Origin of the sequence: Campylobacter sp. RM16189, assembly GCF_012978815.1 — a bacterium.
GTDB lineage: Bacteria > Campylobacterota > Campylobacteria > Campylobacterales > Campylobacteraceae > Campylobacter_A.
The window spans coordinates 1-24,903 of sequence record NZ_LIWR01000009.1 but is presented as its reverse complement, the minus strand read 5'-3'; the positions used below and the strand labels follow the sequence as shown (position 1 = coordinate 24,903).

Annotated in this window: 24 protein-coding genes; 7 read left to right on the top strand and 17 right to left on the bottom strand. The window is 34.8% G+C overall.

Annotation, left to right across the window (positions count from 1 at the left end):
* The first annotated feature begins 89 nt into the window (after positions 1–89).
* The 4 genes from CDOM16189_RS10035 to CDOM16189_RS07295 are packed head-to-tail and all read left to right on the top strand — an operon-like array spanning position 90 to position 5,470.
* Positions 90–1,184 (top strand): SapC family protein, encoded by a 1,095-nt coding sequence (locus CDOM16189_RS10035; RefSeq protein WP_169975076.1) that lies wholly within the window; start codon positions 90–92, stop codon positions 1,182–1,184.
* Positions 1,181–2,911, top strand: a complete 1,731-nt coding sequence (locus CDOM16189_RS07305) for a type I secretion system permease/ATPase (RefSeq protein WP_169975074.1) — start codon at positions 1,181–1,183, stop codon at positions 2,909–2,911. Before CDOM16189_RS10035 ends, CDOM16189_RS07305 begins: the two co-directional genes overlap by 4 nt.
* Positions 2,908–4,191 carry an HlyD family type I secretion periplasmic adaptor subunit gene (locus tag CDOM16189_RS07300; protein WP_169975072.1) on the top strand — a complete coding sequence of 428 codons (1,284 nt, stop codon included), beginning with the start codon at positions 2,908–2,910 and terminating at the stop codon, positions 4,189–4,191. Before CDOM16189_RS07305 ends, CDOM16189_RS07300 begins: the two co-directional genes overlap by 4 nt.
* Positions 4,181–5,470 (top strand): TolC family protein, encoded by a 1,290-nt coding sequence (locus tag CDOM16189_RS07295; RefSeq protein WP_169975070.1) that lies wholly within the window; start codon positions 4,181–4,183, stop codon positions 5,468–5,470. Before CDOM16189_RS07300 ends, CDOM16189_RS07295 begins: the two co-directional genes overlap by 11 nt.
* On the opposite strand, the gene CDOM16189_RS07290 is transcribed toward CDOM16189_RS07295, so the two are convergent.
* The 12 genes from CDOM16189_RS07290 to ybaK all read right to left on the bottom strand — a co-directional run bounded on the left by CDOM16189_RS07290 (position 5,460) and on the right by ybaK (position 19,318).
* Positions 5,460–6,626 carry a glycosyltransferase family 4 protein gene (locus CDOM16189_RS07290; protein ID WP_169975068.1) on the bottom strand — a complete coding sequence of 389 codons (1,167 nt, stop codon included), beginning with the start codon at positions 6,624–6,626 and terminating at the stop codon, positions 5,460–5,462. The two genes, CDOM16189_RS07295 and CDOM16189_RS07290, sit on opposite strands and share 11 nt — an antisense overlap.
* On the bottom strand, positions 6,616–7,488 hold the full coding sequence (locus CDOM16189_RS07285) for an NAD-dependent epimerase/dehydratase family protein (protein WP_170000916.1): 873 nt from the start codon (positions 7,486–7,488) through the stop codon (positions 6,616–6,618). Before CDOM16189_RS07285 ends, CDOM16189_RS07290 begins: the two co-directional genes overlap by 11 nt.
* The gene (gmd, locus tag CDOM16189_RS07280; RefSeq protein ID WP_170000915.1) at positions 7,478–8,509 is read right to left on the bottom strand and encodes a GDP-mannose 4,6-dehydratase; all 1,032 of its coding nucleotides are present in this window, start codon (positions 8,507–8,509) and stop codon (positions 7,478–7,480) included. The genes CDOM16189_RS07285 and gmd overlap by 11 nt, the downstream gene beginning before the upstream one ends.
* Complete coding sequence (locus tag CDOM16189_RS07275; RefSeq protein WP_170000914.1) at positions 8,509–11,262, bottom strand: glycosyltransferase; 2,754 nt, start codon at positions 11,260–11,262, stop codon at positions 8,509–8,511. Before CDOM16189_RS07275 ends, gmd begins: the two co-directional genes overlap by 1 nt.
* A 1-nt stretch (position 11,263) precedes the next feature.
* Complete coding sequence (locus tag CDOM16189_RS07270; RefSeq protein WP_170000913.1) at positions 11,264–12,286, bottom strand: class I SAM-dependent methyltransferase; 1,023 nt, start codon at positions 12,284–12,286, stop codon at positions 11,264–11,266.
* Complete coding sequence (locus CDOM16189_RS07265; RefSeq protein WP_169975058.1) at positions 12,279–13,484, bottom strand: ABC transporter ATP-binding protein; 1,206 nt, start codon at positions 13,482–13,484, stop codon at positions 12,279–12,281. The genes CDOM16189_RS07270 and CDOM16189_RS07265 overlap by 8 nt, the downstream gene beginning before the upstream one ends.
* Positions 13,481–14,251, bottom strand: a complete 771-nt coding sequence (locus CDOM16189_RS07260; RefSeq protein ID WP_169975056.1) for an ABC transporter permease — start codon at positions 14,249–14,251, stop codon at positions 13,481–13,483. The genes CDOM16189_RS07265 and CDOM16189_RS07260 overlap by 4 nt, the downstream gene beginning before the upstream one ends.
* Before the next feature lie 72 nt (positions 14,252–14,323).
* The gene (locus CDOM16189_RS07255; protein ID WP_169975054.1) at positions 14,324–14,941 is read right to left on the bottom strand and encodes a sugar transferase; all 618 of its coding nucleotides are present in this window, start codon (positions 14,939–14,941) and stop codon (positions 14,324–14,326) included.
* Positions 14,925–16,061 (bottom strand): glycosyltransferase family 4 protein, encoded by a 1,137-nt coding sequence (locus tag CDOM16189_RS07250; RefSeq protein ID WP_169975052.1) that lies wholly within the window; start codon positions 16,059–16,061, stop codon positions 14,925–14,927. The genes CDOM16189_RS07255 and CDOM16189_RS07250 overlap by 17 nt, the downstream gene beginning before the upstream one ends.
* A gap of 10 nt (positions 16,062–16,071) precedes the next feature.
* Positions 16,072–17,415: a mannose-1-phosphate guanylyltransferase/mannose-6-phosphate isomerase gene (locus tag CDOM16189_RS07245; protein WP_169975050.1), complete on the bottom strand. Its 1,344-nt coding sequence runs from the start codon at positions 17,413–17,415 to the stop codon at positions 16,072–16,074.
* A gap of 4 nt (positions 17,416–17,419) precedes the next feature.
* Positions 17,420–18,790: a phosphomannomutase/phosphoglucomutase gene (locus tag CDOM16189_RS07240; RefSeq protein WP_169975048.1), complete on the bottom strand. Its 1,371-nt coding sequence runs from the start codon at positions 18,788–18,790 to the stop codon at positions 17,420–17,422.
* A 57-nt stretch (positions 18,791–18,847) separates the two neighbouring features.
* Positions 18,848–19,318: a Cys-tRNA(Pro) deacylase gene (gene ybaK, locus CDOM16189_RS07235; RefSeq protein WP_169975046.1), complete on the bottom strand. Its 471-nt coding sequence runs from the start codon at positions 19,316–19,318 to the stop codon at positions 18,848–18,850.
* Positions 19,319–19,375: 57 nt separating this feature from the next.
* Between ybaK and fliL the strand changes: the two genes are divergently transcribed.
* The 3 genes from fliL to CDOM16189_RS07220 are packed head-to-tail and all read left to right on the top strand — an operon-like array spanning position 19,376 to position 20,690.
* A complete protein-coding gene (fliL, locus tag CDOM16189_RS07230; protein ID WP_169975043.1) occupies positions 19,376–19,906 on the top strand; it encodes a flagellar basal body-associated protein FliL in 531 nt (176 codons plus the stop codon).
* Positions 19,903–20,247, top strand: a complete 345-nt coding sequence (acpS, locus tag CDOM16189_RS07225; protein ID WP_169975041.1) for a holo-ACP synthase — start codon at positions 19,903–19,905, stop codon at positions 20,245–20,247. The genes fliL and acpS overlap by 4 nt, the downstream gene beginning before the upstream one ends.
* A gap of 2 nt (positions 20,248–20,249) precedes the next feature.
* Entirely contained in the window at positions 20,250–20,690 is a 441-nt protein-coding gene (locus CDOM16189_RS07220; protein ID WP_170000912.1) for a hypothetical protein, read from the top strand.
* Between the two features lie 8 nt (positions 20,691–20,698).
* On the opposite strand, the gene CDOM16189_RS07215 is transcribed toward CDOM16189_RS07220, so the two are convergent.
* From CDOM16189_RS07215 to CDOM16189_RS07195, 5 genes are all read right to left on the bottom strand, one after another.
* Positions 20,699–21,568 carry a fumarylacetoacetate hydrolase family protein gene (locus CDOM16189_RS07215; protein ID WP_169975037.1) on the bottom strand — a complete coding sequence of 290 codons (870 nt, stop codon included), beginning with the start codon at positions 21,566–21,568 and terminating at the stop codon, positions 20,699–20,701.
* Positions 21,568–22,557 (bottom strand): SAM-dependent methyltransferase, encoded by a 990-nt coding sequence (locus CDOM16189_RS07210; RefSeq protein WP_349304345.1) that lies wholly within the window; start codon positions 22,555–22,557, stop codon positions 21,568–21,570. Before CDOM16189_RS07210 ends, CDOM16189_RS07215 begins: the two co-directional genes overlap by 1 nt.
* A complete protein-coding gene (locus CDOM16189_RS07205) occupies positions 22,541–23,704 on the bottom strand; it encodes an acetylornithine transaminase (RefSeq protein ID WP_169975035.1) in 1,164 nt (387 codons plus the stop codon). Before CDOM16189_RS07205 ends, CDOM16189_RS07210 begins: the two co-directional genes overlap by 17 nt.
* Positions 23,705–23,715: 11 nt before the next feature.
* Positions 23,716–24,324, bottom strand: coding sequence for a trimeric intracellular cation channel family protein (locus tag CDOM16189_RS07200; RefSeq protein WP_169975033.1), 609 nt, complete (start codon positions 24,322–24,324; stop codon positions 23,716–23,718).
* Between the two features lie 100 nt (positions 24,325–24,424).
* Positions 24,425–24,903, bottom strand: a 479-nt coding sequence (locus tag CDOM16189_RS07195) for a sensor histidine kinase (protein WP_170000911.1), incomplete at its 5' end; no start/stop codon positions are given.

The window sequence follows — 24,903 nt, the reverse complement described above, 5'->3', positions numbered from 1 at the left end:
TTAATATAATTTTAAGAATAAAATATTAAAATTACGGTTTCAAATATATTTTAGAATATAACTCTATAACACAAAGGAAGATAAAAACGGTGGGTAGAAAGACCAGAGAAATAAGCAGTGGAATAGTCTTAATAAAACAAAATGGAGATTTTTGCAAAAATGACTATGAAATAGAAATATATAGAAATAAGCTTTTTGAGATAGCCAAACGTCAAAATGTTGATGTTTATGGATACTATATAGGTAAAAACAATATTATGCTTTATATACATAGTGAAGATATAGCAAAATTTATGCAAATTTTAAATAGCTCTTTTATAAGAGAGAGAAATAAAAAAAGAGAGAATAAAGATGAAAATGGAAAGATAGATAGATATATAGTAACATCTGTAGGCGATAACGAAAAGGATGATATAGCTAAATTTATAGAGCAAAGCGGTGGAGTTATATTCGTCAAAAGCAGTAAAAACATAAGTATAGAAAAAAAACATAATCTAAATAATATAAAAAAAAGGAAAAACATGAATATAGTGGCTTTAAACTCAGAGATACATAAAAACTTAAGATATACAGGAGGAAAAATACCGAATACTGCGATAGCTAAAATAACTGTTTCAGAGATGAAAAAGTGCGCGGAGAATTTTTGTATAGTATTTACAAATGATGTTGTGCCTACAATGGTGGTGCTTCTAGGTCAAACTGAAAATGTAATGATAGATGATGAATTTAGCGGCTACATACCTGCCAGTTTAAAAAACTATCCGTTTTTATTAGGAAATGCGGACGGAAAAAGAGTTCTATGCGTAGATATGGACTCGGATCACTTATCAGAAAACGATAAGGGAGAGAGACTTTTTGGAGATAATGAGAATAAAAGTGAATTTTTAGATAAAGTCATAGTGGCTCTAAAAAACTATGATTCGGATTTTAAGAGAACTCAGCTAATGATGGAAGAGTTAAAAAAATCAGGAATTTTAATAAACAAAGAACTGAATTTAAAAGTAGCCGATGAAAACTATGTGTTGATAAAGGGATTTTCAGTAGTAAGCAGAAGCAAGCTAAACGAGCTTGATGATAAAACTTTGGCTATGTTTGTAAGAAACGGATATATGGATCTTATAAATATTCACTTAAGTAGTCTTTCGAATTTTCAAACCCTAGCCTCAAGGATACTTGAAAAATGAGCATAGAAAAAAAAGAAAACGAATTAAAAAATATACTTAAAAAATCAAAAAAATGCCTGATATACGCAGGTGTTTTTAGTATGTTTATAAACCTCTTGATGCTCACATCTCCTCTTTATATGCTTCAACTATACGGAAGAGTAGTAACATCAAGGAGCCTTGATACTCTCACTATGCTTACTCTCATAGTAGTATTTTTATTTGTAATGATGGGTTTATTTGAGATACTAAGATCTAGAATACTTGTAGTATTTGCAAATCAAATAGACCAAAATTTATCTGGCAGAGTATATGATGCAATATTTAAATTAGCGTCCAAAAACCCATCTAAAACCACATCTCAAGCGATGAGCGATATAAATACGATAAAGCAATATCTAAGTGGCAACGGAGTTTTTGCATTCTTAGATGCACCTTGGATGCCGATATATATCGCAATACTTTTTATGTTTCATCCTATGTATGGATGGTTTAGCGTATTTGCCGCTATTTGTCTTTTTATACTCGCGCTTTTAAATGAAAAAGCCACTAAAGACGGTCTTAAAAACTCAAATGATAGCTATAGAAAAGAGATGAGACTTGTAGATCTTAACTTAAGAAATTCAGAAACCATACAAGCCATGGGAATGAATGGAAATCTAAAAAAAATATGGGAAAGCAAACATAACGAATTTCTAAGCTCTCACTCAGTTGCAAGCTCTATGGCCGGAATTTACTCTAATATAAGCAAGACAGCCCGTATTACGTTTCAATCCTTAATGCTCGGTCTGGGCGCTTATCTGGTTGTTAAAATGGAACTAACTCCCGGAATGATGATAGCGGGTTCAATCATCATGGGTAGAGCCTTGGCTCCACTTGATATACTTATAGCAAGCTGGAGAAACTACAAAGGAGCTAAAGAGAGTTATGAAAGACTTGATAGATTTTTATCAGAATTTCCAGAGGAAGACACTAGAACCAAGCTTCCCGATCCTATCGGAAAAATAGAGTGTCAAAGCATATCTGTATTACCTCCAAATTCTAAAAATTTATCACTAATGGACGTAACTTTCGGATTAAATGCCGGAGATATGTGTGCAATCATAGGTCCAAGCGCAGCCGGCAAAAGCTCTTTAGCAAGGGCTGTTTTAGGAGTATGGCCCTTATTTAAGGGAATAGTTAGGATAGATGGAGCCGACATAAATCACTACGATAGCGATCATCTGGGGCGGTTTGTGGGATACCTGCCACAAGATATAGAGCTTTTTGAAGGAACGGTGGCAGAAAATATATCAAGATTTGGAGAGCTTGACTCAGAAGAGATAGTAAAAGCGGCTAAACTAGCAAATGTTCACGAAATGATACTAAATTTACCTGAGGGATATGACACCAAGCTTGGAGCGGGAGGGTCTAGTTTAAGCGGTGGGCAAAGACAAAGGATCGCACTAGCAAGGGCATTTTACAAATCCCCTAAGATAATAGTTCTCGATGAACCAAACGCGAGTCTTGACGAGGCAGGAGAAAGAGCGTTACAGCAAGCTCTTTTAAATATTAAAGGTCAAGCCACGATAATACTTATAACACACAAGTTAAATATACTTGGTATAGTTGATAAGATAGCCGTTTTAGCCAATGGAAGACTAGCGTATTTTGGCGCAAGAGATGCCGTCTTAGCCGAACTTACTAAAACTCAAGCCAAGGTTGCAGGGCAGCAAGCAGCACAAAAAGCCATAGAGGAGAACGAATGATACTATCTAACGAAAAAGGAACTATTAGATTCGGTCTTTTTGCAATATTTTTATTAGTCGGAGTTTTTGGCGGATGGGCGGCAATAGCTCCTCTTAAAAATGCTGCCGTCGCCGTAGGAAAAGTAAGCGTAGTAAATGACAAAAAGGTTGTTCAACACTTAGAGGGCGGAGTAATAGATAAAATTTTAGTTAAAGATGGAGACAAGGTAAAAGCGGGCGATATAGTGCTGGAGATAAAAAACGCAAGACTTCAGGCAGAACTCGAGATGGCTCAGAGCGAATTTTTACAAAATAGCGTTATAGAGGCTAGACTTTTAGCTCAAAGAGACGATCTTGAACAAATAAATTTCAAAGACGAACTAAGAAATATCAAGGGTTTCGAAGAGGCTGCAAATGGTCAAATAAGCATATTTAAAGAACAAAAAAAATTACTTAATGACGAAAAAGAGATCCTAAATCAGAGAATCACCCAGCTTCAAAAGCAAATAGAAAGTCTAAAAGCTATAATAGAGTCAAGAAAACAAAAATCAGCATCACTGGATGAAGAGATAAAAGAGTGGGATAGGTTATACAAAGAACAGCTTAGCGACAAAATAAGACTTAGAGACTCTCAGCGCGAAAAGATAGCGGTAGATGGCGAAATAGCATCAAGCGTAGCCGATATAGCTAGACTTGAAGTACAAATAACAGAGACAAAATCTCAAATTATTTTAAGAGAAAGAACCTTCAAGGAAGAAGTACTAAAAAGGCTTGAAGACACAAAAAGAATGATAAATGACACAAAGTCAAAATACATAGCATTAAACGATCAGCTTGATAGAACTATGGTAAAAGCACCAGTGGATGGAACTATAGTGGGAATGATAGCTCATACTGTAGGCGGTGTAATAAGACCGGGCGAGGTTATAATGAGCATAGTGCCTAATAGTAGTGAATATGTAGTAGATGCTAAGATGAATTTAACCGATGTGGATAAGGTTCATATAGGCTTGATTGCGGATGTGAGATTTAGTGCGTTTGAACTACAGCAAGCTCACGTAGTAGAGGGCAAAGTAACTTATGTCTCGGCAGATAGCCTGCAAGATAATAACGGACATCAATTTTATGAGATAAAAATAGAGCTTACGGAAGACGGCATAAAAGAACTTGAGAGAAATAAATTCTTTTTACTACCGGGAATGCCAGCTGAAGTCATGGTAAGAACAGGAGATAGAACCGTGCTAAGCTATATTTTAAATCCTTTTACAAATATGTTTGAAAGGGCTTTTAATGAAGATTAAAAATTTCATTTTACTATTTGGGTTACCTTTATTTGTTTTGGCCAAAGGCATAAATCTATCCGAGGCTTACGAGATGGCTTTGCAAAACGACGATGAGCACAAATACTATATGTATAATAGTCTTGCGAGCGTAGAGAGATACAGTCAATCAAAATCACAACTATTCCCTACTATCACAGGAAATATCAGTTATCGCGGAGATAAATATGATAGACGCAACAAAAGAGTTAATGAGAGTATTAGAAGCTATGGCGTAACACTGAGACAGCAAATTTTCCAACCTTCTTTATACTATCAAAAGGCTCAAGAAGAGCTTAGAAAAGAGCAGAGCGGACTTGATTTAGAACTAAACAAACAAGAGCTCGCAAAAAAAGTAGCCAAAGCATATTTTGAGCTTGTATACGCAAGCGAAAATTTAAAATTGGCTCAAAGTTATAATAATGCAAACAAGGCTAGATACGACCAGATGAACAAATCTTTATCTTTAGGTCTTACAAACAAGATGGATATGCTGGAGTCAAAAGTCAGATATGATGAGTCTATAATGGGCGTAAGCAAGGCAAATAGAGAAATAGAGATAGCTAAAATTTCACTTTTTAGACTCGTTGGTCAAGATATAGAAGTAAAAAATTATTTTGAAAATTTAAATATAAATTTCTTTAAGGCTATCGATCTAAGAAAATATAACGATACAGATCTAAATATCCACTATAAGCAAAGTGAGCTTATGACAAAAATAGCAGAGAAAGAACACTCCAAAAGAAAGAGCGAACACTTACCTACGATTGATTTTTCTGTAAGTTATTCTAAAGATAACTATACGGATGATAGAGCTTTTACCGATAAAGATCGTAGAGTTGAGACTATGATAAGACTTAATCTACCTATATTCACAAGTTGGCACACAAGCTTTAGAATAGAAGAGGGAATGCTGCTTAGGCAGGCAAGTGCCGCAAGACAAAACGATGTTAAAAAAAGTGTAGACATATCTCAAAAACAGTCAATAGTGGATTTGCAAAACTATATACAAGAGTATGAAATCATAGTTCAGTCTCTGGAGAATGCAAAAATATACGAACTTTCAATCGAACGTGGATATAAAGAAGGATTAAGAAGCATAGTCGATCTTCTTGATGCCAAAACCAGGGTTCACAAAATAAGAAATGATGTGATAACTACAGCTTACAAAGTGGTATTGTCATACTTAGAGCTAGAAAGCTTGATTAACAATATCAACCAAGAGAGTATGAGCTATCTAGAAAAAGCTTTTATTGAGTAGCGAGTCTTAAAAATAGGTCGGAATGCTCTTTAGCGGATTTTGTCCAAGAGAAATTCTTACAGTAACAAAGTCCGCTTTTTGATAGCTTCTCTCTTAAGTCAATATCTGACAATAGGCTAAAAAGTTTCTCTTTTAAATCGTTTTCATTTATGGCATCAAAAAATATTACATTGTCTTTATAAATCTCTCTAAAAACCTCAATATCCGATAAAATTACAGGACATCCGCAAGCCATCGCTTCAAGCGGAGGGATACCAAAACCCTCGTACACGGAAGGATACACAAAGACAGTAGCGCTACTGTAAAGAACGGATAAATTATCATCATCTATATAGCCTAGAAATTTGATATTTTTATTTTGTTTTATAAGTCCATGAATATCGGAATTTTGCCAGCCTTTAGCGCCTACTATAACCAAATCAAACTTATCTTGCAGGCTTTTATCCAAAATATTATACGCCTTAATAAGTGTTTTTAAATTTTTTCTAGGCTCGATTGATCCGACAAAGAGTATAAAATTCTTTTTTAGCAAATACTTACTCTTTATACTCTCTTGATCATTTATGTTTTTAGGATAGAAAATTTTATCGTCATAACCGTTATATATAACTTCTATCTTATCCTCATCTATCTTTAGCTCCTCCATAATCTCTTTTTTAACGGTATTTGAAACGGTAATAATTTTTGATGCTTTTACAATATCTTTAAAAAATACTTTTTCAAAAAAATCCATTCTGTCTTTTGGATGAAAGTCTTTAAATTTTATAAATGATAGGTCGTGTACGCAGGATACATAAAAAGTCGCATTAGCATCTAGCGGGATAAAATTGGGCTGAAAGTATATATCAAAATTCAACTCTTTATTTTTAGTAGTATTACTATTTATTAAAAAATCTCTAATTTTGGTTTTAAAAGTTGTAGGTAAAAAGCTGAAAAAATACTTCATAATTTTGAAAACACTGCTTTTAATTCTATCCAAAAAAGATACTTCTTTTTTATTACTTGGTAAAATGATATCTTGAGAAATAAATCCATAGTCAAAAAATGGATCAAATTTTTCTCTATCAAGTCCTTTAAATACTTCATAAGAGTATCTTCCTATACCTGTCAAATTACCCAACAAAGGTCTAGCATTTAATAAAATTTTAATTCTCATACATCCACCTTAAAATATTTTTTATGTCTGTTTTGCAAAAATACAAACCACAATCTTTCAGTCTTGAAGTATTTGATATTAGTATCTCGGCTTCATCTTTCCTTATAAAATTTGGATTTTGAACGATATTTATACTATTTCCTGAAATTTCTTGCATAAACTTTACTATGTCGCCCACGCCATATCCGACTCCAGAACCTATGTTAAAAATTTTATGCTCGCTTTTTGCATGAAGCAGTTTTTCATAAATTTTAACCACATCCAAAACGCTATTATACTCACGCTTGGGAGTTAAATTTCCTAGTTCGATAGTAGATTTTTTTTCTTTAAAATGAGATACTATTTTAGGTATCAAAAAGCTTATAGCTTGCCCTACTCCCGTATAGTTAAATGGACGGGCGATAATGATATCAAGGCTACTTTTTAGAGCCGTTTGCTCCATTTTAAATTTACTCTTTGCATAAGAAGAGATTGGATTTGGCTCTAAATTTTCGGCTAAAATTTCACTATTTTGCGCCCCATAAACAGAAGCAGAACTTGCCAAGATCACTCTTTTTGGTTTTTTTTCAAGCATCTCTAAACACTCAAGCAAATTCTCGCTTCCGCCAATATTAACTTTATCTATAAGATTAGGATCGCTTGGAGCAAAGGATATTGCGGCAAGATGTATAACAAATTCAGGATTTACATGATTAAGAGCTATCTTTACGCTCTCTTTATCACATATATCACAATACACAAAACCTTCTTTTTGTTTTTTTATTGAGGCTTTAATGACTTCATATCCTGATTTTTCCAGATAGTGTGATAAATAAAAACCTGTAAAACCATCGGCTCCCGTAATAAAAACTTTAGAACTCAAAACCGCTCTCGATCTTTTTAATATCCGCTTTTACCATCATTTTGCAAAGCTCTTCAAGTGAAGTTTGCGCCTCCCATCCAAGCTCATTTTTAGCCTTTGTTGCATCGCCTATTAGAAGATCAACTTCAGCAGGTCTATAAAATTCAGGGTTTACTTTTACCAGCACGTTGCCGCTCTTGTCAAGCCCAACTTCACTCTCGCCCTCACCTTCAAATTTAAGCTCTATGTCAAGTGCTTTAAATGCAAGCGATACAAAGTCCCTTACAGTAGTAGTCTTGCCTGTTGCAAGCACAAAAGTATCAGGCGTATGATGCTGTAAAATTTTATACATTCCTTGAACATATTCATAAGCATATCCCCAGTCGCGCTTGGCATCAAGATTTCCAAGCTCTAATACATTAGCCTTTTTTAACGCTATTTTAGCGACAGTGTTTGTAATCTTTCTTGTTACAAATTCAAGTCCTCTAAGAGGGCTTTCGTGGTTAAATAAAATTCCACTGCTTCCAAATATACCGTAGCTTTCCCTATAATTTACCGTTATAAAATGTCCGTAAAGTTTGGCAACTCCATAAGGAGATCTCGGATAAAACGGAGTATTCTCTCTTTGTGGAACCTCTTGAACCAAACCAAACATTTCAGATGTGCTTGCTTGGTAAAATTTGATATCTTTATCCACTATTCTTATAGCCTCAAGTAAATTTAATACTCCAAGAGCAGTTACATTTGCCGTATGAAACGGCTCTTTAAAGCTTACGCCGACAAAGCTTTGAGCGGCTAGATTATAAATTTCATGAGGACGAATTTCTGAAACTACGCTTATAATATTAAACGCATCAGTTAAATCCATCTCAACAATTTTTAAATTTTTATTTTCAAGCACTCCAAGCTCTTCAAGTCTCCACAAATTTAAACTAGCCGTTCTCCTACATGTACCATAAACCAAGTATCCAAGCTCTAGCAGATACTTTGCAAGATACGCACCGTCTTGCCCGGTTACACCCGTAATCAAAGCTCTTTTCATTAAAAATCTCCTGTTAAAATTTTATATGCCTGCATCGCGCTGTCTCTCCATGAAACAATCTCCACACCATCAGGTTTAATATGCTTTAAAGCTTTGAAATCATCAAGCCATTTGGATATAACATCAGCCAAATCCTCGTCTCTTTTAAAAAAAGTTGCCGAATCATTAGAAACCTCTCTAAATACTTCCAAATCCCTTGCAATAATAGGTATTTTATGAACAGCGGCCTCAACTATCGGGAGTCCAAATCCCTCTGCTCTACTTGCAGCTATCAAACAGCTTGAGCTTTTATAAATTTCTTCAAGCGTCTCATCGCTTACAAAATTTAGATATATAAGTCTTTTGCCTCTTTCACTATGACTGTCTACTGTTTTAAAAAGATCATTAACCATCCAACCCATTTTGCCGACAATAACTAAATTTATATCAAGACCTCTTTGCCAAAGCGCATCAAAAGCAGCTATGGCGGCATCATGACCTTTTCTTGGCTCAACAGTTCCCACCATAATAAAAGTAGGTTTTTCGATAATTTTTTTTAATACTTTCCTAGAGTCATCATCTATTCCCAAAATTGGATTAGAAGATCTGATATCGTGTCCAAGCTTCATACTTTCAATAACAGCAGGTGCTTTTAAACTATTATCAAGTATATATTTTTTTAGATCATTAACCACAGAGTCTGATATGCAAATAAAACCATCTGCGCAATTTATTGCACATTTCAACCATCTTTCATGGTTAATATGAACTTCTGGCGGGAAAAAATGAGGATGAGACAGAGGAATATTATCATATAGAACAAAAAATAGCTTTACACCTTTTGCTCTAAATTGATTATATACACCTTTTTGATATGCACGAACAAAATTAACAGGCATATAGTCAATACCGTAAAAAATATCTCCTTCATGAATATCCACAATCTCATTTGACGTATTCCACTCGTCAAGTTTATATAGTTTTTTCATAAAATCTCTAGCGTAAAAATACGAAGATTTTGAATCGTTATAGTAAACAGGTTCGATTCTATACTCTTTGCAAATAGTTATTAGCATTAAAAGCTGAGCCTTAACAACTCTTTGAATGCCTGTTTTTAAATCGTTTATATAGACCTCTGTAATATCTATAAAAATAGTTTTTTGTCTAAAAATCGGTTTCTTGATTGACGATATGGCTTTTGAAAGCATTATTAAATCGCTTTTAAAACTCTTAAATTCTTCTACAATCTCTTTTAAAACAGGCTTTTTTGCATAGGTTTTCTCTATAAATTCAAAATATTTTTTTGCACAAACACTAGGATTATGATTTTTATCAAGATGTTCTTTTGCGTTTTTTGAGATATTTTCTCTTAAATTATAATCTTTACATATCCTTTCTATGGCACTAGCAAGCTCTCTTGTACTAAATTTTTCATCTATAAAATAGGCACAATCTCTTGGTAAGTCCTTCATAGAGCCGTGATTGTTTATTATAGTTGCAAGCGAATAATTAAAGCAGTCAAGGACAGCCGCTGAAGTCTCTCCTCTAGAATCAATCCTTAGCTGAATTGCAACATCAGATGCGCTAAGGTATTCTCGATACTCTTCATCACTTGTCCAGCCTATAAATTTAACACTACCGTCCAATAAGTTATCTTTTATAGCTCTATTAATCAAATTCATATAGTGTTCGCTCGTACCCTCTCCGACCAATAGCAAAATTGAATTTTCTCTAGTGTAAAGAGTTGTTTTGGCAAAAGCCTCAACCGCTTCAAGAGTTAATTTTGTAGAGCCAATATAGCCAAAAGTGGATATTATAAATTTATTTTCAGGTAAATTTAGCCTTTTTCTGCTTTCGCTTTTAGGTGAAATTTTAGCGGGCTTTCTAAGCAGGGGGATATTTTCAAATATATCATTATTTCCGCCATAAAGCGAGTCAAATATCCTTTTTGGCTCATTAGAATGAGTAATGATACCAAGCGAATAATCTATTAAAGATAGATTGGCAGGATAATTTAATATAGTCTTAGCCAAACCATGCTCTTTTAAAAAATCAAAAACATGATATCCGTGAGAATAATAAAGCTCATCGTAAAATATATCGGTATAACGTAAATCTTTGTGATAAAATAGTTGAGACATATAAAAGTCGTGAAATACGACTATGCCTTCAAATTTTTTCATAATATCGTACATGTAAAGATGATAAGATGAGCCGCCCATTTGATATACAATTCTATCAAATGAATCCGCATTTTTGAAAAAATAATCAACCTCTTTTATATCATATTTTTTTTTAAGATCGTCTCTTACATTTTTCAAATTTTCAACTATAACTGTTAATTTGTAATAATCATTAAGCCTTTCTAAAAGCTCCTCACTATATAAACTTACTCCTGTTTTTTCGTTTGGAATTGGCGAAAAGAATGCCAATTTAGGTTTAATATCCTTATTTATTGTATGGCTTTTTTTTCTTATTTCTTCAAGTTTTTCCTTAATCTTTTTAGGTTCAAATTCATCGTATGATATTAAAAAGCTTGAATTTGTGTTTTTTAAAAAATAGTTTTTAAGTTTTCTTATCTCATCTTCGTCATTTATATACAAAGTCGGCTCAAATATATATAATTTAAAATTTTTAATCTTTTTACGAAGAGCTCTGGTGTCTATATCCTTGTTTGCACATATCAAAAATTCTATTTCATCATTTGAAAACTCTTTAAAATCCGATATATCGACATCTATTTTAAATCCCAAATCAACTAAAACAGCAGGCATATCAATCCTTTTTTCTTAATTTTTTGTAAATTTCCAACTCTTTTTTGGTCAAAACATTGGATTGATTAGAACTAAATATAGAACTTAAATTTATTTTTTTGATAATAGACATACCTTTATCTAAATAAGCCTTAAATTGAGCCTTTATATCTCTTGCTAAACCTACAGCCTCCCTTAAAGGCTTTGTTATGCGCCATGATCTACTATTTTTAATTCCTTCTATCTCTTCCTTAAGAGATAATATATTTTGATCAATACGTTCATTCATATTTTTATTATGCATCCTTAATATATGTGAATACATATGTGAAATTTGATCTAAATTTATACCATAGCCCTCGGAAAAAGCAGGATCAAAAATACCGATATTGCTACCGTCCTTTTGAGACACTATAGAGTAATCGGGACTAACTTTTTCAAAAACATCAAAAAGATCCATATCATATCCTGATAGATTCAACTCTTTTTCGTTCAAACGTATTATAAAATTTCTTTTAAATCCGCAATACTCCGTAGCAAAAGCGAGTAGATCGCAAGGGATTGGTTTTTTATGTGTTATATCAAGATAAAACCAATGAGTAGAAACCATAATGTTTTCAGGATTCGGCGTCTCAAGAATTAAAATTCCGCATGGAGTTAAGACTCTCATAGCCTCTTTGCAAATATCTAGAACATCATCAAAATCAATATGTTCTACAACTTGAAAAGCGGAAATTATATCGACACTATTATCTTCAAGACTTTTTAGCTCAGAAAGCGCATCGTTTTTTTTAGTATTAAACCCTTTTTTTAAGCATAGCTCTACCATATCATCGTCTATGTCTATTCCTCTTGCTAAAAATCCGTTTTCATTGAGCAAGGAGAGCCATTCTCCGCGTCCGCAACCTATGTCAAGAGCACTTACATGATCTTTGATATCCTTTAACGGATTTATAAATTTAAGATACTTTTTTTGCCTCTCCTTAACAAGCTCTTCGCTACCTCTAAATCTATTTTCAAGAGCTACATAAAAACCTTTATCCATTAATTTCCTTTATATCAATCACTGAATTCAATCTACAAATTCCTATAAAATCTATTTTTTCAGGGTTTATAACCTCAAATCTCAACGCATTATCCATCCAGTGGTAACAATCGTCTACGTGGGTATCTTTTGAATGCAAAGCTAAAGTAACAGTATAAAATCCAACTCCAATATCAAGCTTTAGATATAAATTTATCACGTATCTTTTATTCTGCTTTAAATCTAAATCAATACCAAGCAAATTAGTATTTGTGCCATATATATCTTGTCCGAATTTATCCTTAATCAAGAACCCTAAAGAGAGATCTTTTAGATCTTTATTGGAATGAATCTCTATTTCAAAATTCACACTATCGCCACAACATGTTACAGAGACATCACTACTATCTTTTTTCATACTAATGTTTGTTATGATCGCTTCCTTGCTACCATAATCGCTGTTTAGCTCTTTTAAATTTTCATCAATTTTACCAATTTCAGTTATTAAATAGTTATAGGTATCTAAAACATCCTGAGGATCACCTTCTTGCACAACCTTACCCGATCTTAGAAGTATAATTCGATCGCAAAGAAGCTTCAATGAGTTTAAATCATGAGATACAAATATAATGCTCTTTCCCTCGGACTTTATATCTTTGAGTTTCTTTATACATTTTTGAGAAAAGTGAGCATCTCCTACAGATAGAGCCTCATCTATTATAAAAATTTGAGCGTTTGAAAATATGGCTATAGAAAACGCAAGACGCACCGCCATTCCTGAAGAATAAGTACCAATAGGCATTTTTATAAACTCATTAAGCTCGCTAAAATCTATAATGTTTTGCAAATTTTCATCTATATAAGCCTTGCTCATTCCAAGCAGATAGCCGTTAAAATAAATATTTTCAACTCCGCTTAGATCGTAATTAAACCCTGTTCCAAGCTCTAGTATGGCAGCTACCGAGCCGTCCGCTTCTATACTTCCCGAAGTTTGCATTAAAACACCGCTTATTATCTTTAAAAGCGTAGATTTACCCGCCCCATTTAAGCCCACTATACCAAGGCTTTCGCCACTATGTAAGTCAAAGCTTATATCGCGATTTGCGAAGAATTTTTTATGCAGAGGTTTTTTTTGAAAAATCTCTTTAAGTCTATCTCTTTGGCGCTCATAAACTCTAAATTCTTTTGTAATATTCTTAACTCTTAAAACTACACTCATAAGTTATCTCTTACCGCCCCCACAAGCTTCTTGTAAAAAAATATACCGACAACAAGAGATGTAGCGGACAGAATTGCTGGGGCTATAAAATCATTTAGTTTTACAGAACCCAATAAAAAAATATCCTGATATGGTCTGACAAAGTAATAAAACGGATTTATATACAGTAAAATTTTTGCCTTTTGTTCGATTATATAGGCCGGATATACGATAGGAGTAGCCCAAAATAAAAGCTGAAGGACAATAGGTATTATCTCTTTAATATCTCTAAAAAATACTGCAAAAACCGATAAAAAAAGCCCTAAACCAAATACAAAAAGAGTCTGCAATATCATCATCGGAATTATAAAAAGTATATTAAAGCTTACATCTTTTACTGCAACAAGAAACAAAACTCCTATAAACATGGAAAAAATAAATATCAAAAATTGAATTATTAAAGGGCTAAGCTCAAAAATATAGATAGGGGTGTTGATTTTCTTTAAAATTCCAGCCTTTGCAAATGGAACCTCCATCATTAAGGTAAGGGTGTTGCTAAATGCAGAGTATGCAAAAAGTCCTGGTATCAAATATATGCTATATGCGTATGGCTGATCGCTTATACCAAGCCTTGCACTCATAAAATCTGAAAATATAACCGTATAGATAAAAAGCATTATAATAGGAGATATAAGATACCAAATTTGACCTAGGCTAGTCTTGGCGTATCTGCTTTTAAAATCGAATTTTACAAGTTGATAAGTATTAATAATATTTTTTTTTAGCAATATATATTGACCGTAATTAAAATTTTAATGATTATATCTAAAAGAGATTAAACATAGATTATTTGGTGTCTATTACTGGTTTTTAAAAACTATTTTTATGGTTTTAATAAGTATTAAAATATCGCCTAAAATCGAGATATTATCTACATACCTACAGTCTAGATCAACCCTATCGTGAAATGATAATTTATTTCCGCCACTTACTTGCCAAAGACCTGTAAGTCCAGGTCTAACGCTTGTTATTTTTTTAATATTTGCTCCGATTTTTTTCTTTTCGGCTATCATATATGGTCTTGGTCCTACTAAGCTCATCTCCAGCTTTAATACATTAAAAAGCTGAGGCAACTCATCCAAAGATGTTTTTCTGATAAAATGCCCAATCTTTGTTATCCTAGGATCGTTTCTATACTTATGATACCTCTTGTAGTGCTCGACTTCATCTGGATTTTCCTTAAGATATTGGATCAAAATTTCATGTCCGTTTTTATACATCGATCTAAATTTATAGCAGTCAAACGCTTTATTAAAGTGCCCAATCCTCTTTTGCTTAAAAAATATGCTCTCGCTAGGCTGTAAAATTTTCATACCAATAGCAATAAAAGCCATAACAAATAACCATATCGGCATACTTATTATCACTAAAATATAATCTATCATAGCTTTTAATAAAATTTTATTTTCTAAGCGCATCTATACCGCCAAAGCGAAATTTATCATAACTGTCCTCCACAAATTCCTTTATCTCGGACTCAAATCTCTCTTTAGAAAACCTTCCTGCATGAGCTTTTATAATATTTGAATCAAATTTATCCAAATTTTTCTCAAACTTATCTACCGCTTCAACTATACTCTGGACATTTTGATCCGCAAAATAAACCCCGCTTACTCCATCTATCACGCTCTCTCTCGCCCCACCTTTATCTAGGCATATTACAGGCGTTCCGCAAGCTTGCGCCTCAACAGGGGTTATTCCAAAGTCCTCAATTGCAGCAAAAACAAAGGCTTTAGCCTTACTCATCATATCGGCGGATATTTTGCTATCCTGAAAACCCAATATCTCTATATTACTCCTTGCTATGCTCTTTATCCTTGTCATCTCATTACCATCTCCTATCACTACCAGCTTTTTGCCATTCTCATTAAATGCTCTTACTATCAAATCAACTTTTTTATAGGCGACCAGCCTTGAGACTGTGATGTAAAAATCATCTTTTTTAGAATTTATTTTAAATTTATTAGTATCTACAGGAGGATAGATGACTTTTGAATCTTTACGGTAAATTTTTCTTATCCTATTTGATACAAAATTTGAATTTGCAATATAAAGATCGACTCTATTTGCACAAGCTATGTCCCAAAGACGAATTTTATGCAAAAAATATCTTGCCAGAAGAGACTTAAATCCGCTTTGCAGAGAATTTTGTTCAAGGTAGTTAAGATACATGTCCCAAGCATAACGAATCGGAGTATGAATATAACTGATATGTAGCTGATCGTGTCTTGTTAAAACACCTTTAGCAACCGCATGAGAGCTTGATAGGACAAGATCGTATTCGCGTAGATCAAGCTGCTCTATAGCAAAAGGAAATAGCGGAAGGTAGTTTCTAAATTTATTCTTTGAAAGTGGTAAATTTTGTATAAAGCTGGTTTGTGAAATCTTGCCTTTAAGGATTATCTCTCTATCTTTCGGGTCTAAAAAATCAACAAGAGAGAATATATCAAAATCATCCCAGATATTTGTAAAGCTCTCTACGCATCGCTCCGCACCCGCATATACACTAAACCAATCATGCACTAAAGCCTTTTTCATCAAATTCCTATTAAGATCTATTGTAATCGTCGTTTAGTCTAATAATATCATCTTCACCCAAATAGTCACCAGTTTGAACCTCTATGATTATTAAATTTGAGCTCTCTTGATTTTCTAATCTATGAATTTGCCCGCTTTTTATATAAGTAGATTCATTTTGATTGAGATAAAATTCCCTATCATCAATAGTTACGAAGGCTCTACCCTTAACAACCACCCAGTGCTCGTTTCTCCTTAGATGTTTTTGCAGACTCAGTCTCTTTCCTGGTCTAACTATTATCTTTTTTATCTTATAGCCGTCACTACTCTCTAAGACTTCGTAACTTCCCCACGGGCGAAAAACTCTAGAGTGTGCTTCACAAAGATCAGGAAAGAAATTCTGAAAATGTTTTTGAGCATCTTTTACTTTTTGACTAGACCCTCTTTTAGTAATCAAAAGAGCATCTTTTGTATTCACTATTATGAGATCATTTGCATCTATAAGAGCTGTTGGCTTTTCGCTAATCACAAAGTTGTTTTTAGAGTCTATCTCGTAAATCTCTTTGCTGTTTTCGATCTTTCTACTAAGCTCATCAAAGCTTCCCACATCGCTCCATCCGGCATCAAGACCAACCATCTTTATCTTCATACTCTTTTGCATCAATGCGTAATCAATACTTATATCCTCAATAGAATCCATATATTTTGGATTTATTTTTAAGACATTTGCCTCTAGGTGAGAATTTTCTATCGCCAAACGAACGTTTTTTACTATACTTGGAGAAAATTTCATCATCTCTTCCAAAAAGACTCCCGCTTTAAAGCAGAACATTCCGCTATTAAAGTAATACCCGCCATCTTTTATAAATTTAACCGCATTTTCAAGGTTAGGCTTTTCGATAAATCTCTCCACATCGCCATTTTTTTCAGCTTTCATATATCCATATCCGGTATTTGGCTCAGTAGGCTTAATGCCAAAAGTAACTAAAAACCCGTCCTTGGCATACTCCTTTGCCGTCATAAGTGATTTTTTATAAGCATCCTCATCCTCTATCATATGATCGCTTGGAGTTACTAATAAAATTTCATCGCTTTTTGCACCCAAAGCTGCAAAGGTTATAGCTGCGGCCGTATTTTTACCAAAAGGTTCTAAAATAAATCTCTCTATCTCTTTATTGTTGCACTCATCAAGAGCTAGAAAATAGTGCTCTTCATTACAAACAATAATACTCTTTTCAAATTCAAAATTTCTCTTAAGAGTAAGACTAAAAAGGGATTCGTCATTAAAAATTTTAACAAACTGCTTTGGCATGAGAGTTCTTGAAAGCGGCCAAAGTCTAGTGCCCGAGCCTCCGCAAAGTATTACATTTACCATAATTTTACACCCTACTCTTTAAATTTTCGACCAAATTTAAAAAGATTTCACTAAGTTTTTTAAGCAAAACCTCACTCCTAGCCTCAAACCTAGTTACTATGACAGGAGTTGTGTTTGAGGCCCTTACAAGTGCCCAACCATCTTCAAATCTTACTCTAACGCCGTCTATATCAATGATCTCTTTTACTTCCGGAAGCTCTTTTACCCCTTTTGCAAGTTCAAGCTTTAAAGCCTCGATTATCTTAAATTTCTTACTTTCGCTAGTTTCTACCTTGATCTCATCAGTACTAAAAACTTTTGGAAGTTTCTCAAGCTCGGCATCTAAATTTATACCCTTTTGAACGAGCTCAAGCACCCTAAACATCGCATACAAGGCGTCATCAAAGCCAAAATATCGCTCTTTAAAAAATATATGACCGCTAACTTCCGCCGCCATATCGATATTTAGCTCTTTCATGGCTTTTTTGATATTACTATGACCGGTTTTACCCATGAAGCTCTTGCCGCCATTTTTATCGATCTCGTCATACATATTTTGCGAGCATTTGACCTCTCCTAAAACTCGCGGATTTTTCATCACAAGAGAGTATAAGTAGGCTAGCTCATCGCCTTTGATGTTGCGATTTTTAGTAAGAACCGCAATACGATCGCCGTCTCCGTCAAAGCCAAATCCTATCTCAAATTCGCCCTTTAAGGCCTCTTTTATATCTTTTAAATTTTTCTCTTCGCTTGGATCGGGATGGTGGTTTGGAAAATTTCCGTCAGGGTTTGGATACAAAATTTCAGCGTCTAAATTTAAGCTCTTGCAAATTTCAGGAAGCACGGCTCCCACGGCTCCGTTTGCGCAGTCCATTACTATTTTTAGTTTCATGTTTTTAAGATGCGCAAACTGATCTATGATAAATTTTTTATACTCGCTTGCGATATCAAATTTAACAGCTCTAAAATCATCTTTTATCTGCGTTTTAGCCTTGATAGTGGAGATAACCTCATCTTTTAGCTTTTGAAGATCAGCACCAAAGTAGCTATCTTTAAAAATCGTAATCTTAAATCCGTTGTATTCTTTTGGATTATGAGAGCCGGTTATCATGATGTTTGCGTCAAATTTGTCGTTAAAAACGCTAAAATATCCAACCGGTGTAGGAAGCAATCCAATATCAAAGACCTCTGTGCCTGCAGCGTTTAGCCCGCTAACAAGCCAGCCAAAAATATCTTCTGCACTAAGCCTCGCATCATATCCCACACTTACGTTTTTAGCTCCGCGCTTTAACATCTCGCGACCCAAATTTAAGCCTATAGCCTTTACGCTTGTTTCATTTAGATCTCTCTCGTAAATTCCGCGTATATCATACTCTCTAAAAATTTCTTCCAGCATAAATTTTAAACCTTAAATTAAATCTGCCAATTTTATCATCACTACAATTAACATTGACTAAATTAAATCTCCCGTCTTAGCATTGATAGCATTTATCAATTTTAATGGATTTATTTTTATCTGCTTACCTCTAACGCCAGCACTTATATAGATAAAATCCTGATTTAAAACTCTGTTATCAAAAAATGTATCAAAACTCTTTTTCATAGATATAGGAGAGCAGCCCCCTCTAATATAGCCTGTTACTTTTTCAAGATCTCTTAAATTTAAAAGTTCACATCTTTTATGACCACTAAGCTTTGCTAAAGCTTTTAAATTTAAGCTCAAATCCCCCTGAATGCAAGCTACTACAAATCCTTTTGGCTCACATTCGCACACTATAGTCTTATAAATTTTTTCGATATCAATATTGCATTTACTGGCGACATTTACGGCACTGAGATCACTTTCATCGACATCATATTCAATTAATTCATACTCTATTTTTTTACTATCTAGGAATCTGGCGGCATTAGTTTTATGTATCATCTTTCTCTTTTTCTTAAAATTAATGTATAATTATAACCAAAATTTAAAGGAGTTTTAATGGCCCAAGAGGTTGAAGAGAAGCAAGGCAAGAAAGGAAATAGCCTTTTACTTATAATAATCATTATTGTTTTAGTGCTACTTTTAGCTATCGGTGGTTTGATAGCATTTTTGGTTTTAGGAGGTAGCGATAATCAGCAAATAAACGCACAAGATATGCAAACCATGCAACAGCCTCAACAAACCGCAAGAAACAATAGTCCAAAAAGATCAAATGACTATATAAATATGGGCCCTATATATCCTATGGATCAATTTATAGTAAATTTATTAAGTGAAAGTGGCTCAAGATTTCTTAAAACTAAGGTTGATTTGGAGCTAAACAATGAAGCCTTAACTCCTGAAATAGATAAGAAAAAATCCCTAATTCGCGATATTATCATTAGAACTCTATCGTCTAAAACATTTGAAGAAGTTAGCACAATAAAGGGCAAAGATCGCCTAAAAGACGAAATAGTAGATAGACTTAACGAGGTCTTGGCTGACGGACATATCAAAAACATATACTTTACTGATTTTGTTGTTCAATGATAGGGATAGATATAGTCGTAATCTCTAGAATTTCAAAGCTTAAAGAGCGTTACGGTGAGAGTTTCGCCGAACGCTTTTTAAATAAAAACGAGATAAATTTAGCAAAGACAGACTCGACTCTAGCAGGGTTTTATGCCGTTAAAGAGGCTGTTAGTAAGGCTTTGGGTTGTGGTATAAGTAGTGAATGTTCGTTTTTTGATATAGAAATTTATAAAACCGAAAAAAACGCACCAAAGATAAAACTTTCAGACAAACTAAAACAAAATTTCAAAATCTCACAAGCGGACGTAAGCATAAGCCACGACGGCGGTTTTGCTATCGCAGCGGTTATATTAAGATGAGTATGGAAGACAGCTCAAAGCTTTTATACAGACTTGATAGCAGAAACAAGATAACTCTACTGATAAGTTGCGCGCCGATACTTTTGCTTCTTGTATTTCCGACCTCTTTTATGCTTTTTGACGGCGGAGCAAAGCTTGCGATGGGCGCAGTACTAGCCGCTATCTTACTTTATAATTTATTTGAGAAGTTAAATTTTAGATACATTGAAATTTATGAGGATAAAATCATAATCGCAAAGCTTTTTACCAAGATAAAAATAGCAAAAGATGACGTTGCCTCATGCCACTTCAAAAGCTTTCCTTTCATGCCATATAAAGTCGATATCATCACTAAAAAGGAAGGACATAAGCGCAAATTTTACTCTATAGACGGGTTAAATTTTAACGAAAGCAAGCGTATATGCTGGTTTGTTTTATTATCAGATAGTGAACATAAATTTTAGATAGTTTATCATCTTATAAAATTTTCAAGCACTCCGATATTTTCTATCTCGCAACGCACCACATCGCCACTCTTTAGAAATTTAGGCGGCTCAAGCCCCATACCAACTCCACTTGGCGTGCCAAGAGAGATGATGGTGCCAGCTTTTAGCGTCATCGCTTGGCTTAACTCGGCGATCACATACCTTTCATCAAAGATCATTTTTGAGGTATTTGAGTTCTGTCTGAGTTCATTGTTTACGTAGCATTTGATAGCTAAATTTGCACTATCAAGCTCATCAGGTGTCACCACCACAGGACCCATCGAGCAGTGAGTTTCAAGTGACTTGCCGAAGTAAAACTGCTTATGGCGAATTTGCAAATCACGCGCGCTAAAATCATTTAGTATCGTGTATCCAAGGATATATTCGCCCGCTTCTTCTTCTTTTACATTTTTAGCGTCTTTTTTTATGATGAGTGCAAGCTCCACCTCATAATCAAGCTTTTGCGTAACATCTTCATGAGCTAAAATTTCGCCCTTGTGCCCGACTACCTCATTAACTCGTTTTGAAAAATAGACCGGATATTCACGTGTGCCGTCAAATTTCTCGCCTTTAAATTTGGCCGACTCCTTAGCATGCTCCATGTAGTTTATGCCAAGACAGATGATATCTTGACGCGGAGTTACGATAGGTGCAAGCAGCTTTGCTTCGCTAAATTTAAGCTTACTCGTATGGCTTTCAAATTCTTTTAAATGCTCATAGTCTTGCTTGCCGGCTCGTAAGATAAAATCATTTAAATCACTAAAATCAAGCCCCATTTCGCTAAAGCTGATAATGGAGCCATCAAAGCTTACTATGCCACTTTTTACACAGCCGTCAAAAAATGTTACAAATTTCATCATATCTCCTTATCAAACTCTATCATTTTAAACCTCTCGCCCAAAAACTCAGGGCTAGTTAGGAACTTAAACTGCTTTAAAAAGCTTTTGTAAGCGCTCTCGCCACCGTTTTTAAGCACGTATTCAAGCACTTCTGCACCGCCAAATTCCACTATCGCTACGGACTGCTTTTTAAAGCTTTTAAATTTAAACCCGCAGTTTTCAAACTCCTCTTTAACCTGCGCAAAATTCACATCATAAGTTATATCGCTTATGCCAAAATACTCTTTTAAATTTGTAAGCTCAAAAGGGCTAAAAACCTTATGGCCTTTGTAAATTCTAAGCGTTATGTCATCTCGCCTGATTATATCTCCGTAGTCAAAAGTAATGAATTTAAGCCTCTTTGCGCAGTTTTTGACACTCTTTGCAAACTCCTTAAGTCCAAGCATAACTTCGCCTTTATTAACGCCAAATTTTTTGCAAGTTGCTAAAGTATAGCTATTTATGCCATCCCAAAAAAGCTCATCATCTTTCACATAAAGCATTTTGCCATCATCCACCACCTCACAAGCAAAGCAGTCAAGAAGCTCGTTTGAGATAAAAAAAGCCTCGTTAAACTCACACTCTTTCAGGCTATTAAAGTGCTTTACGCATACCTCATTACTAAATTTTTGCTTGAAATTTTTAGCCTGGATCTCTTTTAAATTTTCATGCGGTTCGATGATATTAAATTTTAGCGTTTTTAAAATTTCAGGCCCAAAAGTAAAAATTCCGCTTATAAAATCACACATCATAGCGCCGTCATTTGCACCTATCTCAACGATATTTGCGTACGGTGAAAACTCACCTTTTTCAACCAAATTTAAAAAATGATAAGCAAGCGTGACACCAAAAAGCGGCCCCACACTAACAGAAGTATAAAAATCCCCGCTTTTACCTACTCTAGCGGGGTCTTTGTAGTAATTTTCATTTAGCCACTCGTTAAAATACGAGCTAAATTTTATACTCACTAAGCGCCTTTTGAAGTCTTTTAAAGCCCTCTTTTATCTCGCTTTTTTTCATATTTAAAGGCGGTAAAAATCTAAGCGTACTTGTGCCTGATTTAAGCACCAAAACGCGGTTTTTAGCGGCTAGCTTTATGATATCGGCTAAATTTACGCCTTCATGAAGCACTAGGCCTAGCATGAGTCCAAGTCCTTCTTTTTGCTTGATTATTTTTGGAAATTTGGTGCAGAGCTCGTCTAAATTTTCATTAAAAATTTCTATCTGCTTATCTATCTTGCCGCTTTTTTTAAGCTTTTTAAGCTCATCTAGCGCGGTTAGCGCAGTTGCAGTTGCCAAGAAATTTCCACCAAAAGTTGAGCCGTGATCGCCAGGCTCAAATATCTCTTTTTTGCTTACGCAAGCACCTATCGGCACGCCCGCGCCAAGCCCCTTGGCAAAGGTAATGATATCAGGCTTTATACCATAAAGCTTAGATGTAACAAACTCGCCCGTTCTAAATACTCCGCACTGCACCTCATCGGTTATAAGAAGCAAGTCTTTCTCCTTTAAAACCTTTGCGAGGCGTTTTGCTTCGCTCTTATCAAGTGCGTTTATACCGCCCTCGCCTTGAACAAGCTCTATCATAACGGCAACGGTTTTTTCGCTTATATTTTCAATTATCTCGCTGATACTGCCGTAAAATTTAAAGCCATCGATATAAGGAGCGTAAATTTCGGGATGAAATTTATCTTGACCGGTTAGCTTTAAGGTCGCAAGAGTTCTGCCATGAAAGGAGTTTGCAAGGCTTATGATCTCAAATTTCTTCTCTTTAAAATTTGTCGCACCATACTTTCTGGCTAGCTTTATGGCGCACTCGTTTGCCTCTGCACCGGAATTGCAAAAGAAGCTAAAGGTTTTAAAGCCGAGCATTTTTGAAATCTGCTTTGCAAGCTTTTCTTGCGGTTTTATGCGGTATATGTTTGAGCTGTGAAGTATCTTGTCCGCTTGTTCGCTTATGGTTTTTACAACTCTTTTATGAGCGTATCCGAGCGAATTTACGCCGATACCCGAGGCAAAATCGATATAATCTCTGCCCTTTGCGTCAAAAAGCACAGAGTCCTCGCCCCTTTCAAATCCAAAATCAAATCTCGCATAAGTGTTTAAAAGATACATATTTACTCCTTTTAATCAAGCCTTGGCAGATGCCAGCCTCTATAATAAGCCAAAAGTCTAAAAACCACTCCGAAAGTAAAAAGCAACATCACCCAATATATATTTGTAAATCCAAAGTAGTCCATAAAATAATATACCGTGCCTACACTCAAACAAACTGTAGCGTAAAGTCCCGTCTTTAAAAACCAAGGAACCTCGTTTAGCAAGATATCGCGTAGTATGCCTCCGCCAACTCCGTTACAAAGCGCAAGCATAGTTACGCCAAAAAAGTTGAAGTTATACTCAAGTGCTACGATGGCTCCGACTATAGAAAAGCTCACAATACCGAAAGCATCAGTCGTGATAAATAAAAATTTAGTCTCCAAATCCTCGCGCTTATGTAGCTTAAGAAGCGCCGCAGCTATTAAGATAACGACCACAATGAGCCCGGGCAAGTAGTTTGTAAACGAATAAGGAGGGCGCGAAACTATCGCGTCACGCATAAGTCCGCCGCCAAGAGCGGTCAAAAATCCCGCCACAAAGATACCAAGCCAGTCGCAATTTTTTCTGATAGCGAAGTAAAATCCGCTAAGTGCAGCCGAAGCTATGCCAACAACTTCAACAATAAGGAAAACATCCATAAGTCACCGCTTTTTGTAAAAATCTAGACGATATTTTACATCTTGAAGCTATAAATTTGGTTGAAATTCCAAAATTCGCCAAGCGTTTTTAGGCGTGAATTTAAAAAGTCACTTTAAACTCGGTTATACCGCCGCTACTCTTGCAGTTTACCTTAAATTTGAGCTCGTCGCAAAATTTCTTAACGATATTAAGCCCTATGCCAAATCCTCCGTTTGCCTCGTCAAATCTCGTGTAAAGATCAAATATATGAGGCAAATTCTCTTTTGATATCCCCTGTCCGCTATTTGTGACAACAAGAGCTTTTTTATCAAGCTTCACGCTTACATCTCCGCCTTCGTTTGAGTATTTCACGGCGTTGCTTAAGAGGTTATCAACTATCTTTCGCACCTTAAATTTTGAAGTTACAAGCGTGACATCCTTGATATCGGCGGTTAAATTTATGCCTTTTTGCTTTAAATTTAGTGAGAAAAACTCAAGCCTCTCGCTTACGACATGAGATAAATTTACCTCTTCATTCTCTTCGTATTTTTTATTTAATCTTAAGATCGTAAGGTCTTCGTATAAATTTGATCTCGTAT